Source organism: Paenibacillus sp. PL2-23 (assembly GCF_040834005.1).
In the GTDB taxonomy this organism is placed as follows: domain Bacteria; phylum Bacillota; class Bacilli; order Paenibacillales; family Paenibacillaceae; genus Pristimantibacillus.
The window spans coordinates 78703-92485 of the sequence record NZ_CP162129.1 but is presented as its reverse complement, the minus strand read 5'-3'; the positions used below and the strand labels follow the sequence as shown (position 1 = coordinate 92485).

Below are 13783 nucleotides of genomic sequence, written 5' to 3'. Positions count from 1 at the left end.
CTCTCTCCCATAGAGTAATAGAGAAATTAACGAAGCGGGGGACGAGTCTATGGTTGAATCGGGCAAGGGGCAAAAAAATCAAGAAATCAGGCTGATCAATCGGAAGCTGCTGGAGCTGACAGGCGTTGTGAACGTGGAGAGCTTCGACAGCGAGGAGTTTCTTCTGGAGACGGAGCTGGGCTTCCTGACCGTTACGGGTCAAAACCTGCATATTAAGCATCTGAGCCTGGAGCAAGGGCTTGTCGCAATAGAAGGCTATGTCCATTCCCTCGCCTATTTGGATGGAACATCCTCGAACAACAAATCCAAAGGCTTGTTCGGGAAGCTGTTCAAGTGAGTCTCGCAACGCAATGGCTGACGGTGGCCGTCATGCTGGTGTCCGGCCTCGGGATGGGCGTCGTATTCGATGGATACCGCGTCGTGTCGAACGAGCTGAAATTTCCGCGCTGGTGGCTGCCGATGCTCGATATCATATACTGGATGGCGGCGGCTGTTGTCGTCTTCCGGATGCTGTACGCCAGCAACAACGGCGAGGTGCGGGCGTACGTTTTTCTTGGACTGGCTATCGGCGTCATTCTCTACTACTGGCTGCTGAGCAAGACGGTGATTGCGCTGGTGAAGTGGCTGATTGAAGCCGTCCGCGCAATGATTCGTTTGATGCTCAAGCTGCTGGATTGGATGATTGTAAAACCGATTCTTCTGCTCTATAAAATGGTCATTGTGATTGTAGGATTTGGGACTGCGCTCACTATATTCCTCCTAAAAATTGTGGTACAATTGGTTCGTCCAATTTGGCTTTTGCTATTATGGCTCTTAAGGCCCGTCACTCGTCCCATGGGACGATGGCTGAAGCCGCAATGGGAGTCATGGCGCGTGGAGGAACGTCTCATGAAGGGGCTGTCCGCCGTGAAGAGCCGCTGGAATCAATGGTTCAGGAGGGAGAAGCGATAATGGCAACTGCTACTGCGAAGCAGTCGGCATCGGGCTCGAAGCGCCGGTACAGGCTATGGATGATGTTCATCATCTTGTTCATGGGCTGGGCGGGATATACGTTATTTGGCCAGATGCAGCAGCAGAAGGCGACGTACCAGAAGCTGACCGCTATCGAGGAAGGGATCGAGGAGACGAGAGCCCGGACCGAGGAACTGAACAAGAAAGTCGAGCAGCTTAATGATCCCGAATATATCTCTCAGCTCGCAACCAAGGAGCTTGGCATGGTCAAAGAGGGAGAGCAGCAAATATTCAGCGAATAATTCGGGCGGCCTGTCAGGGTGAACGTCTGTTGACCTTGCTTCCGCGATTCGGTTATAATCAGCGTAGGTATCTGTTTCATCATTCGCTTATATAGCGATAGGCTTTTAACTAAACTTTTAAGAGAGGAACATTTTATTTTATGGCAATTGAAGTGGGCGCCAAGTTAGAAGGAAAAGTGACGGGCATTACGCATTTCGGGGCATTTGTCGACTTGTCGGGAGGTGTCACGGGTCTTGTTCACATTTCTGAGATCGCCGATAACTACGTCAAGGACGTGAAGGATCACCTGAAGATCGACGACATCGTCAAGGTCAAAGTGATCAACGTGGACAAGGACGGGAAGATCGGACTCTCCATCAAGCAAGCCATTGATCGGCCGGAAGGCCATCAGCCACCACCGCAACGCGAGCGCACAGGTACAGGCGCAGGCGGATTCGGAGGCGGCGGTGAACGTTTCAACCGCGGAGGCCAGGACCGAGGCGGACGTCCCTTCAACAAGCAATCGGGTGGCAGACCGGCTTACGGCAAACCGTCATTCGAGGATAAAATGTCACGCTTCTTGAAAGACAGCGAAGAACGTATTTCTTCCCTTAAGAAGAATACGGAGGGCAAACGCGGCGGACGCGGAGCCAAACGAGTGTAATTACAATTCATCCTCGCATAGATCAAGCGGAGTCCATTACGGGCTTCGCTTTTTTGTATGCAGCAGCATGTGACGGCAGGGGCTGTCGCCTCCGCTATCCCTGTCGAGCCGGCCTATGAGAAAGTCGTTTTGCCGAATATGCCTGCCAGCGCCAAATAGTTTTCCCCGATCCTCCACCAATCCCGACAGTTTACGGCGTCGATTCGCCAAGCATTGTGCGAGCAGCCGCGTGCAATTTGTTGACGGAGACGACAGCAGTGAACGGATTGAACGCCCTCTCAAGCCAGTGTGTGCCTAAGCTTGACCCTGTCATGACAAGGAATGCGGAGCGCTTTTCTTTTGTCGGAAAAAACTTTTGGCCGTGCTACGTTAAGTGACAAACTTCATCCGGACAAGCACCTATAATGGGGAACACAATAACTCGGAATGGTGGTGCTTGTGAATGATGAAGAAGGAGAGCGCGATGGGTAACTTGGCGATGAAGCGTGAAGGCATGTTTCGAAGCTTCGGGGAGAAGGTGAGGGAGCTGAGGGCCGTCAAGGGGGCGGTCTCCATGCTCCTGGCGAAAAAGTGGACCATCCTGCTGGTTGCCGTTGCGTTCCTGCTTGGACGAGCCGTTATTCTGGAATCGCTGATGCCGTTCGCTGCCGCTTATTTCGCCGTTATCTATTTCATGAGGAAGGATATCTATGGCTATATCGCCGTATCGCTTGTAGCTGGCAGCTGGTTCGCCGCGGAGCCCGCGCCGCTCTGGATCGCGATGGAGATCGCAGTGCTGTTCTTATTGCTGAAGGGGCTGGAGGCTTACGAGAGGGCGGAGCTGTCCACCGCGCCGGTGCTGGTGTTCACCGCGACGCTCCTTGTCCAGATGTTCGGCGTGTTCATTGGCGATGCTCTGAGCTGGTACAGCTTCATGATGGTCGTGGTGGAGGCGGCGCTTGCCTTCGTCCTGACGCTGGTGTTCATACACGCCATTCCCGTGCTGACTATGACGAAGAAGTCGGCCGCGCTCAAGCATGAGGAAATCATATGCGTTATGATTCTGCTCGCATCCGTCATGACGGGGGCGGTCGGCTGGATGATGTACGGCATGTCTGCCGAGCATGTCATGTCGCGTTATATGCTGCTGCTATTCGCCATGGCAGGCGGAGCCCCGCTGGGCGCCTCTGTCGGTGTCGTGGCGGGACTGATCTTAAGCCTGGCGGACTTCAGCGCCGTCGTGCAGATGAGCATGCTGGCTTTTGCGGGCTTGCTGGCGGGCTTGCTACGAGATGGAGGCAAGATGGCAGCCGCGTTCGGCATGCTGCTTGGCACATCCATCCTTTCTATATATATCGGGACCGGAACCGACGTCATGAGCTCCACGTGGGAATCCGTTGCGGCTGCTACACTGCTGCTGCTGACGCCGAGAGGCGTTATTCGGACGATCGCCAGGTATGTCCCCGGCACGAACGAGCACGCCAAGTCGCAGCATGATTATGCCAAGCGTGTGCGTGAGGTAACGGCGGAGCGGGTATCCCAGTTCTCGGACGTATTCCGTCAATTATCGAAGAGCTTCGGGCAGCTGAATCAGAATGTAGCCGAGGTGAAGAAGGAGGAGGAGATTGGACATTTCATGAATGCGGTTGCGGAACGCAGCTGCGCCAGCTGTCATCGCCAGAACGCTTGCTGGGAGGACAAGTTTTTTCATACGTACAAAATGATGACCGATATGATGTCGGCGGTGGAGGAGGATCGGATACCGGCGTCGAAGGAGCAGCCGCGGACCTGGACGTCCCATTGCGTGAAGTCGTCGCAGGTGATGTCCATTATGAAGCATCAATATGAGCTGCATCAGAACAATAAGCATTGGAAGAAGCAAATATTGGATTCTCGCCAGCTGGTTGCGGATCAATTGCTGGGCGTATCGCAGGTCATGGAGGATTTGTCGAGAGAAATTAAACGAGAGGGCCAGACGCTGCATCTGCAGGAGGAGCAAATAAGGGAGGCTGTGGAAGGGTTGGGCTTGTCTATTCAAGGCGTGGATATCGTCAACTTGGAGGAGGGGAACGTGGAAATCGAGGTGTACCATTCGTTCGACAAGGGCTTCGACGAATGCCGCAAGATTATTGCGCCGCTGCTCAGCGATATTCTCGGCGAGCATATCGCGGTGAAGACAGAGGTGCCGCCGTCCAAGCATGGCGAGCCGACTATGGTGACGTTCGCGTCAGCGAAGCAATACGAGATCGAGACGGGTGTAGCCGGAGCGGCCAAGGGCGGCGATTTGCTGTCGGGAGACAGCTTCAGCCTGGTGGAGCTCGGCAACGGCAAGTTTGCCGTCGCGATTAGCGATGGCATGGGCAATGGAGAACGCGCGCGCCAAGAGAGCAGCGCGGCGTTATCGATCCTGCAGCAGCTGCTGCAGTCAGGCATGGACGAGAAGCTGGCGGTGAAGTCGGTGAATTCCGTCCTGCTGCTGCGATCCTCTGAGGAAATGTACGCGACGGTCGACCTGGCGATCGTCGATCTCTATACCGCGCACACGACGTTTATGAAGATCGGCTCGACACCAAGCTTCATTAAACGCGGCAAGGACGTCATTCCGATTACGGCGAATAATCTGCCCATCGGCATTATTCAAGATATTGACGTTGATTTTGTATCCATGCAGCTGCAGCCAGGCGACACACTCGTCATGATGAGCGACGGCATCTATGACGCGCCCGGCCACGCGGTGAACAAGGAAATGTGGATGAAGCGCATTATTGGCGAAATGCAGACCGACGATCCGCAGGAGCTGGCCGATGCGCTGCTGGAGCGTGTCGTTCGCCACCACGATGGCGAGATCGTGGACGATATGACCGTGCTCGTTGCACGCGTGGACAAGCACCAGCCGGAGTGGGCGTCCTTCCGCTGGCCTGGCGTCACGCGCATGGAACGGCCAAGGACGGTGAGCTGATCAGCGGGAGGTTGATGAGATTCAAGTATCATACATTTTTAGCAATCCTAGTCATTCTTACACCGGGAGGGAGCATTTGAAACAGGAAAACCGTGCGGAGTGGGGGCCCGCACGGTTTTTTTTGTTGTGTTCGCTCCTCAGGAGCGGTTAGTTGGAGCAGCAAGTTGGTGGCGACAACGACACGAGGTGTGGTTATAGCGCCTAAGTAGCAGCAAGTTGGTGCAACAGCGACACGAGGTGTCGTTATAGCACCAGAAGAGTAGCTAGTTGGCGCAACGAACAACGACACGAGGTGTCGTTATAGCGGCTAAGTAGCAGCAAGTTGGCGCAACAACGACACGAGGTGTCGTTATAGCGGCAGAGTAGCAGCAAATTGGTGCAACAGCGACACGAGGTGTCGTTATAGCGGCTAAGTAGCAGCAAGTTGGCGCAACAACGACACGAGGTGTCGCTATAGTGCCGAAGTAGCAGCAAGTTGGTGCAACAGCGACACGAGGTGTCGTTATAGCGCTAGAAGAGTAGCAAGTTGGCGTAACAGCGACACGAGGTGTCGCTATAGCGGCAGCAGAGTAGCTAGTTGGCGCAACAGCGACACGAGGTGTGGTTATAGCGGCAGGTGAGCAGCCCGCTTGGCTCCCAGCTGCCCCAGGCGGGTTCGGTTATCCCGTCTGCACCATGGACTCGTTCCGCTTGCGGTATTCGCCGGGAGCGATGCCGTGCCATTTTTTGAAGGCGCGGTTGAAGGAGGTGGTGTTCGAATAGCCCACCATGCGGCCAATCTCGTTAATGTTCAGCGAGGTATCGGTCAGCAGCTCCGTCGCCTTGGCCATCCGAATGCCGCTTAGATGCTCAGCAAAGTTAACGCCCGTCTTCTCCTTCATATAGGTCGAGAGATAGGTGGGCGACATATTCAGCTCGGCGGCTACATAATCGAGAGACAGATCCTCGTCGTATTTGGTCTCCAGTATATCTAGTAGACGAATAACTGTGGGGTCCTGCGGCTCGGCGTCAGCCTGGGCGAACAGCGAGCTGGCCAGGTGGACAAATTGGATCAGCCACTCCTTGTACTCCCGGAGCGAGCAAGCGGACGTTAGCTTGCGGCGCAGGGAACGGTAGGTCCATAACGCCCCGGAATCCGGATTCCCGCGCATGGCGTCAAGGTGAGTGGAGATCATCGTCGTAACCTGCTCCGTGAATACACGAATCTGGCTGGCAGAAGCGCCGTCCGTCTGCATGCGGTTCAACGCAGACTCCAGCATATGAATGGCTTCCGCGTCCTGGCCCGATTGCAGATGGGACTTGAGCAGCTGTATGTCGTCGCGAGAGAGCTCAGGCTGCTCCGGAAGGCTTCGGAGCTGCGTCATGATTTGCGTCTCCTCCAGCAGCATAGCTTGCCGGGCTATAGCCTGCACCTGCTCATAAGCATAATGGCACTGCGAGGCGTGCTGGAATTGCGAGCTGACCGCAATGGTTACGTAGCCGTAGTGCGTTTTCTGGTCCAGCGACGTTTTTAGCTGCTGCAGCATGGCAGTCAGCCTGGCTCGGTCGCCATTCCGTATGACGCTCAGCACCTGCTGCCGCTCCATAGGGAAGGTGTGTGCATCCGGGAAGCAGGAGGAGACGGTCTTCTCTATGAGCTGCTGAAGCATTCGAGCAGCCTGCTCGGGACGTTCGACCGCTTCATCGGGAAGCGGATCCTGGCGAAGACGAATATCATACAGGACAATGTCGTAGGTGCCCTCTTCAAGCTGCCACTCCTCCCAGAGCTGAGCCAGTCCGGCAATGTTTTTGAGGAGTCCTATGTAGCCTAGGCTGGTCAAGGCGCTGCGCTGCCGCTCCAGTTGCTCATGAGCAGCTTGCCGTTCGCTCAGAAGGCTTCTGACATCGCGATCAATCCCCATCAATTCGTGAATGCCGTTGAAGCGGTCCACCGTAGCGACCCGCTGTCGTGCGATCTGAGCCAGCTGCTCCACAGGCCGCTTCAGCCGTCTGCCGAACCAGTAAGAGGATGCGGAAGCAAGCAGAATGACAGCCGCAAATACAATCGCTGCTCTCTCGCGCCAAGCTTGAAGCTCCGCAGCGCCGGAATGGAATGGCGCATAGGCGTAGTAGGTCATGCCGAAATCTCCCTCCACACGCACGAGCAGCTGATCATGATGCAGGGTATAGGGCTGATGCTCGGTGAGATGGAGCTCTCTCAGCTCGCTCCATTCCTCACTCGACTCATACAACGGCCTGCCCTCCTCATCCTCCATATACCAGGACCAGTCCGCATTGTCGGTTTCACTCCGATACGCTGCCATGGAACGCTCCACATTCCATAGGGCAATGAGCTGATAGGAATCATCCGGCAGTCTGAACGTAAGAGGAAGCAGCATCTTGGCATGGTTCGGCCACAGGGTGTTATGGAACGCCGCTGCGGGCAGAAGGGAGGTTAATGGCTCCCTTGCATGGTGAGTCGGCCAGAAGGAAGCGGGGTAGGAGGAGCTGGCATATGCGCGCTGGAAGAAATCGCTGTAGATGTCGGCGCCATTCTGGTCAACCGCAATCTCCCGCTCGACATAATGGGCGATGATGCCCTCCAGATGAAGCTGTGAATCATATGCGTATGGACGAAGCTCATCCGATATCCGATAGGTGCCTGCGGCAGAATTATAGGCGTCGTCCCCAGGCCGGACTGACTGTTGTCCGAATTCGCGAATGCTGGGCTCGTCGTACAAGCGATAGAGCATGGTGCGGAGCTGCTCGATATGCCGATCGAACTGCTCGGCTGTCTGCTTCGCTTCCGCGTAACGGGAATCCATGGTTTGTTGCTGCACCTGGCTCTGCATCATTGACAGCAGAATCCAGCCGCAGCCAGCGACGAATAGAAGTATGGTGAATGTGCACAACGCGATGTTACCGGAGAGGGTGTTGAATCGGAAGAGTGGTTGTCGGCTCATCTGAATCATCTCCTTTGTTTACCATTACTTTACCTACCATGGTACAGGCTTAAGGTTGATGCAATGTTAACGTCATGTGTAGAAATTATGAAGGGTGTTTCGCAAGAAAGGGAAAGCATCATAAAAAACGGCAATAACGCTGTCGCGCCGCGCCGTGTAGCATAAGGTTTGGACGCGCTGACGTCGTCAGGCGACCAAATCTTTTTTTCCACAGGAGAGTGTGCGAACGGTGACAGCAGCATGGAGAAGGAAAACATGGAAGCAGTGGCTATCAGCCGTAACCGCCTCGGCAATTCTGCTCGGAGCTATGGCTCCGCAAGCAAGCTATGCAGAAGAGGCAGCGGGCGAGGCTGTAAGCGCAGTACCGCCTATCCTCATTACAGAGCTTGTTCCGGATACGACAAATGTCAGCGGAGTCAGCTCGGATGCCTACGAATTTATTGAAATCTATAATAACACGGACAAGGAGCTGGACCTCTCGCAGTACAAGCTGTTCTATCGTTATCCGGACAAGGGCCCGGCCGATGATGTGGAATGGCCAACTGCGGCGACGGGCAGCGTCATGATTCCGGTTGGCGGAACCATTGTCCTATGGGTCATAAACGCTGCGAATAAAGCATTGACGGAGTCGGACTTCAATACAAACTTCGGTGTTCATCTCACGGAAGGCGAGAACCTCTTCCGTCTGCGGGAGAGCGGAGGCATGGCGAACGGTGCCGCTCGGGACCTGGTCGTCAAGAATGTGCTGGGCAATGACATTGTAATTGCTTCTTATCAGAACGATGAGCAGACGAAGCCGGACAAGGGCATCTTCTATGCTTATCCGAATGACGGCAGCAATAACATGCGAATGCTGGACAACCCCGGCACCGAAGCGGCTACACCAGGCAGTGTAACGACAGATCAAGTGCCGGAGGAGCCGGTGCAAGCGCCGGACCCAATTCTTAATGTTCCACCGGCGATTGGTGACATTCAGCATGTACAAGCAGAGAGCGGTCTTGAGGTATCCGCGACCATTACCGATGCGGACCTTGAAGTGCCTGCGGCTACCTTGCATTACCGTATGGCCTCGCAGTCGGAATATACCGCTGTAGCGATGCTGAGGGGAGAAGAAGGAAGCGCCTATTCGGCATGGATTCCGAATTCGGTCCTGGCAGAAGAAACGATCTATTATTATATTGAAGCAAAAGATGCCAGCAGCCAGACCGTCTCCGATGAGATGAGAGCGGATATTGTGCTGGGCGAGTTCGATCCGCAGTCTGCTTCGCCGCTGCTTATTACAGAGCTGGTTCCGGATTCCGCGAATATCGGCTCCGGCGACGGGTACGAGTTTGTTGAGGTGTATAACAATACGGATCAGCCCTTAAGCTTGAAGGACTACCGGATCAGATACCGTTATACGGACTACGGACCGTCCACCGATGTCATCTGGCCGACCTCGAGGGAGGACATTGTGATTCCTTCCGGGCAAGCCGTTGTGTTCTGGGTCATCAATTCGCATAATACGGCTGCTACAGCCGCTGATTTCAATACGAATTATGGCACATCGCTGCAAGAGGACGTGAATCTGTTCCGGATGTATAGCGATGGCATGGCTAATGGCGGCAAGCGCGGCATGGTGCTGGCGACGAACAGCGGCATTGAGGTTTCGGCTGCCTATTATGAGAATGATGACGAGACGAAGGCAAACATGGGTATTTTCTACCGATATCCACTGGATGGCACGCCGAATATGATCAAATACAGCGCAGGCATTGAGGCGGCTACGCCCGGTGCCATCGCTCCAGGTCAGGTGCCTGTAAGCCGGGTTACGGTTACGGCAGACACCGTTCATCCAGTCATTACAGATCTGACTGCGGTAACGACGGCGGATCAATCCGCAAGCTTCGACATTGTAGCCGCAGCAAGCGATGATAAGCAAGTGAAGACCGTGCTCCTCTATTACAAGGATGACAGGGAGAGCGAATACAACCAGCGTTATCTGACGCAGAGCTACAGCGACACGTTGTTCCGTCAGACGATATTCAGCCCGCAGCTTATTGCGCGGAGCTATATGGAATATTATTTTGAGGTATCCGATGGCACCAACTCCGTCACGACTATGCCGAAGCGTGTCACGATAACAGGCGGGCCGGAGCAAGCGGAGCTGAGACTGAATGTCGAGGAGAACGAGGTTCTGTCTGGCACCTCCATTATTCGAGGCGCGGGGGCCGACGTGCCATGGAGCGAGCTTGATCTGTCTCTGGACGGCGAAGCGCTGACGACGGGCACCTATGCGGCACTGGAGAGCGGCGCGTACTTTGCGTTCGAGACGATGGGGGTCAATTATTATTTTAAAAATGCGGTAGTCATGGATGGAGAAATTATTCATACCTTCCTTGATCCCATTGAAAGCTGGTCGACCTTGTCCATTCCAATCTCTGCGGATGAGCTGCAGGAAGGCAGCAACGTCATCTCCATCTACGCCGGCTCCAAGTCGGGTCCATTCGATGACCGGCCGGAGGAGAACAAGGACGACTTCGAGATTCGCAATGTACGGCTCGTGCTGGCAGATGGCACGGAGCTGTACGACCCAAGCTATGCCAGCCCGATGACCTCGCTGAAGATGGGCGACAGCGCCGGCAAACATGAGCATATTGACTTTGCATTTACACTGACGGCAGACAAGCTGGCTGCCAAGGCATATGCATGGGATACGCGCAACGAAGAGGACGGCGAGCATACCATTACGCTTGAGCACGAGAGTCATGGTACGCTGGACCGCATCGTCAGGGTGGACAATACTGCGCCTGTTATACAGTCCATGATTGAAGATGGCGAGGAATATCGTGGAGAGTTTGTCATTGATGCTGTCGTGACGGATGCCATCGCTGGCGTTGAAGTCGTGGAGGCGCTGCTGGACGGTGAACCGATAGAGCTGCCATATGCCACCTCTTCTGCGACGCTTCATCCAGGCAGCCATACGTTTGAGGTGAAGGCCGGGGATGCGGCAGGGAATGAAGCCGCTGTTGTCGTGACGTTCAGCGTGCCGGACGAGAATCCCAATGCTCCGACTGTTGTGGCTCCGCTTCCGGGCACTGCGAACGTAGGAAGCCAAGCGACGCTGTCGGTGAACGTCCAGGACCCTCTGAATGATCTGCTGCGCGTCTCCTTCTTCCGTGGCTACAGCTTCGACGCAACAAGCGCTTCTGCCGGGTTTGCCGCGTATAGCGGAGCGGCCGATACAGAGCCTCCGAAGCAAGAGGTTCCGGGCGGAGAGACTGGCTACAGCGCTGAAGACTATGAGCGAATTCGTGAGGCGGACAAGCAGTATTTGGTGAACGATGCAACGGAGCAGTTTCCGTATCACCGCTTCGAGATTAGGCTTGATCCCTCGGTGAAGGATACGGACCGTGTTGCTGTGAGCTGGCAGGGCCACTCGCTGGAGGGACGCAAGGTTAGTCTGTACGCATGGAACCCGGGTTCCATGAAGTGGGATCAGCTGGATACCCATATTGCAGGGAACGAGGATTTCGAGCTGGGGGCCGAAGTGTTGGCGGGCGAGTACCGCAACGGGGACACCAATCAGATGAATCTGATGGTGCAGGACGAGCTTCCCGTATCCAATGATCCTTACGATTTCTCCTTCGTATGGATGTCAGATACGCAATATTATTCTGAATCGTATCCGGAGTATTTCCGCGACAATGTGAGATGGATCAAGGAAAATCTGGATTCGCATAAAATCAGGTACGTGATTCATACGGGAGATCTTGTAGATGAATCAGACGAGGAGTATCAATGGCGGGAAGCCGATATGAATATGAAGGTGCTCGACGATGCGGGCATTCCATACGGCGTATTGGCCGGCAACCATGACGTCGATCATGCCAAGGGCACGTATGATGAATATTGGAAGTGGTTCGGTGAGCAGCGGTTCGTGGATCAACCGACGTTCGGCGGCTCCTACAATAATAATATGGGCCACTATGACCTCATATCTGCGGGCGGGAATGATTTTATTATCGTGTATATGGGCTGGGGACTGGCTGATCGAGAGATTGAATGGATGAACCAGGTCGTGAAGGCGCACCCCAACCGCAAGGCGATACTAGCGCTTCATGAGTATTTGCTCGTGTCGGGCAACCGTGCGCCGATCGCGGACAAGGTGTATGAGGAGGTTGTGCTGCCGAATCCCAATGTGTTCGCGACACTGTCCGGACATTACCATGACGCTGAGCTGAAGACGGATGCAATCGACGATAATCAAGACGGCATCATGGACCGCAAGGTATATCAGATGCTGGCGGATTATCAGGGCGCCGAGAGAGGCGGTCTTGGCTACATCCGGCTTATGCAGTTCGATATGGCCAATGACAAGCTGCATATCAAGACCTACTCACCGACGCTCGACGATTACAACTATTACGATCCCGTGCTTTACCCGGGCAAGGACGAGTTCTCGCTCGACCTGGAGCTGGACGCGCAGACGAAGCGGGTCGCGACGGATTATTTCGGCGTACAGGTGTTCACGGATGCGCAGATTGGCGAGACCCAGACGACAGAGAGCGGCGGAACAGCCGTTGTGCGGTGGACTGGTCTTGCAGGGAATGCCAGCTATGAGTGGTATGCAGTGGCTGAGGATCCATATAAGGGGATGGGACGCTCGAACGTATGGCGTTTCTACACAGGTGAAGGCGAGGCTCCTGTCCTTCCATTGCCTTCGTTACCTGTTGACCCGAAGCCGCAGCCGGAAGTGACGGGCGGCGTAATCTCCTTGCAGCCGAACGCCAGCGGCCAATATGAGCTGGGCGCGGCTGCCCTGCAGGAAGCGATTGCAGGGGCTGAGGGCGAGACGTTTATTGAAATTAAGCTGGGGCAGAATGAAGCCTCGTCGAATCAAGCGGCTGAGGTAAGGCTGCCGGCTGCCGCTATAGCTGATCTGCGGAAGAGCGGCAAGGGGCTGCAGCTGGCGGCGTCTGGCTTGACGGTCCAATATCCCGTCCAGGCACTGCCTGCGGAGGTGCTTGAGCAAGCTGGCGATGCGACTGTGGCTTGGAGGATTGGATCGGAGCTGACAGCTGCCGTGAAGCAAGCCATGCAGCAATCCCAGCAGGGAGCTGCGGGATTAAGCGGGAGCGATATTGTATTCACTCTGGAGCTGGTTGTCACGAGTGGGGACGGAACCTCCACCAAGGTGCATGAGCTTGGCGGCAAGGTTCGGGTATCGAGAATGCTGAGCGAGGATGAGCGGCGACTGATTGATCCCGATTATGCCGGAGTCTACTATCTGGATGGAGGGCGCGCCATCTACATGGGCGGTACCTTCGAGAACGGCGAGGTGGCGTTCGAGACGGATCACTTCTCGGACTTCGCGGTTATGGAATATCGCAGGCCGTTCGATGACATAGTCGGCCACTGGGCGCAGCCGTTTGTGGGCAAGCTGGCAGCGAAGCATGTAGTGACGGGCGTGGCCGCGTCCATGTTCGCTCCGGAGCGCGCCGTGAAGCGCGCGGACTTCGCAGTCATGGCTGTGAAGGCGCTTGGACATCTCGAGCTGGAAGCGGCGGGCGCTTCGTTCGCGGATGTTGCAGCGGGCAGCTATTATGCGGCTTATGTAGAGAAGGCTTACGAGCTGGGTCTGGTAACAGGCTATCAGAACCACTTCCGTCCGGAGGACGCGATCTCCCGCGAGGAAGCGGCCGTTATTCTGATGAGGCTGTATGCGCTTCTGCAAGGAGAGGCGGCAGCTGAAGCGGATGGACAGGGAAGCTTCATGTTCGCGGATCTGGCCGTTGCCTCCGATTGGGCGCAAGACGCGATTGAAGCGGCAGCCGCGCTGGGACTGGTAAGCGGCAAGGGCGACGGCATGTTCGATCCTCACGCGGACGTCAAGCGTGCCGAGCTGGCGAAGATGATCTGGCTGGCGCTCTCAGCGGAATAGCAAGCAGAAGGGACGAACCGAAGGCGTCAAGCCTGGGGTTCGTCCCTTTATTAAAATATAAGGAAGTATAAGTTATCTCTATA

General features: G+C 55.3%; 7 protein-coding genes. 6 read left to right on the top strand and 1 reads right to left on the bottom strand.

Translation table 11 applies throughout. The annotated features are described in order from the left end of the window. Nucleotides 1–49 precede the first annotated feature (49 nt). The 5 genes from yabP to spoIIE all read left to right on the top strand — a co-directional run bounded on the left by yabP (nucleotide 50) and on the right by spoIIE (nucleotide 4835). Nucleotides 50–337: a sporulation protein YabP gene (gene yabP, locus AB1S56_RS00385; RefSeq protein ID WP_340871517.1), complete on the top strand. Its 288-nt coding sequence runs from the start codon at nucleotides 50–52 to the stop codon at nucleotides 335–337. Continuing rightward, nucleotides 334–951 carry a spore cortex biosynthesis protein YabQ gene (gene yabQ, locus AB1S56_RS00380; RefSeq protein ID WP_340871518.1) on the top strand — a complete coding sequence of 206 codons (618 nt, stop codon included), beginning with the start codon at nucleotides 334–336 and terminating at the stop codon, nucleotides 949–951. Before yabP ends, yabQ begins: the two co-directional genes overlap by 4 nt. Then, nucleotides 951–1253 (top strand): septum formation initiator family protein, encoded by a 303-nt coding sequence (locus tag AB1S56_RS00375; RefSeq protein WP_340871519.1) that lies wholly within the window; start codon nucleotides 951–953, stop codon nucleotides 1251–1253. Before yabQ ends, AB1S56_RS00375 begins: the two co-directional genes overlap by 1 nt. Before the next feature lie 140 nt (nucleotides 1254–1393). Then, the gene (locus AB1S56_RS00370; protein WP_340871520.1) at nucleotides 1394–1897 is read left to right on the top strand and encodes a S1 domain-containing RNA-binding protein; all 504 of its coding nucleotides are present in this window, start codon (nucleotides 1394–1396) and stop codon (nucleotides 1895–1897) included. Between the two features lie 493 nt (nucleotides 1898–2390). Further along, on the top strand, nucleotides 2391–4835 hold the full coding sequence (gene spoIIE, locus AB1S56_RS00365) for a stage II sporulation protein E (RefSeq protein WP_340871557.1): 2445 nt from the start codon (nucleotides 2391–2393) through the stop codon (nucleotides 4833–4835). Nucleotides 4836–5494: 659 nt separating this feature from the next. Here the strand turns inward: spoIIE and AB1S56_RS00360 are convergent. Further along, nucleotides 5495–7777, bottom strand: coding sequence for an AraC family transcriptional regulator (locus AB1S56_RS00360; RefSeq protein WP_340871522.1), 2283 nt, complete (start codon nucleotides 7775–7777; stop codon nucleotides 5495–5497). 229 nt (nucleotides 7778–8006) lie between these two features. Between AB1S56_RS00360 and AB1S56_RS00355 the strand changes: the two genes are divergently transcribed. Continuing rightward, entirely contained in the window at nucleotides 8007–13700 is a 5694-nt protein-coding gene (locus AB1S56_RS00355; protein WP_340871523.1) for an S-layer homology domain-containing protein, read from the top strand. Nucleotides 13701–13783 lie beyond the last annotated feature (83 nt).

What these genes read in the sequence shown, in the direction of transcription:
- yabP (WP_340871517.1), top strand. Translation starts at nt 50, where the DNA reads ATGGTTGAATCGGGCAAGGGGCAAAAAAATCAAGAAATCAGGCTGATC.
- AB1S56_RS00375 (WP_340871519.1), top strand. Translation starts at nt 951, where the DNA reads ATGGCAACTGCTACTGCGAAGCAGTCGGCATCGGGCTCGAAGCGCCGG.
- AB1S56_RS00370 (WP_340871520.1), top strand. Translation starts at nt 1,394, where the DNA reads ATGGCAATTGAAGTGGGCGCCAAGTTAGAAGGAAAAGTGACGGGCATT.
- spoIIE (WP_340871557.1), top strand. Translation starts at nt 2,391, where the DNA reads ATGTTTCGAAGCTTCGGGGAGAAGGTGAGGGAGCTGAGGGCCGTCAAG.
- AB1S56_RS00360 (WP_340871522.1), bottom strand. Translation starts at nt 7,777, where the DNA reads ATGAGCCGACAACCACTCTTCCGATTCAACACCCTCTCCGGTAACATC.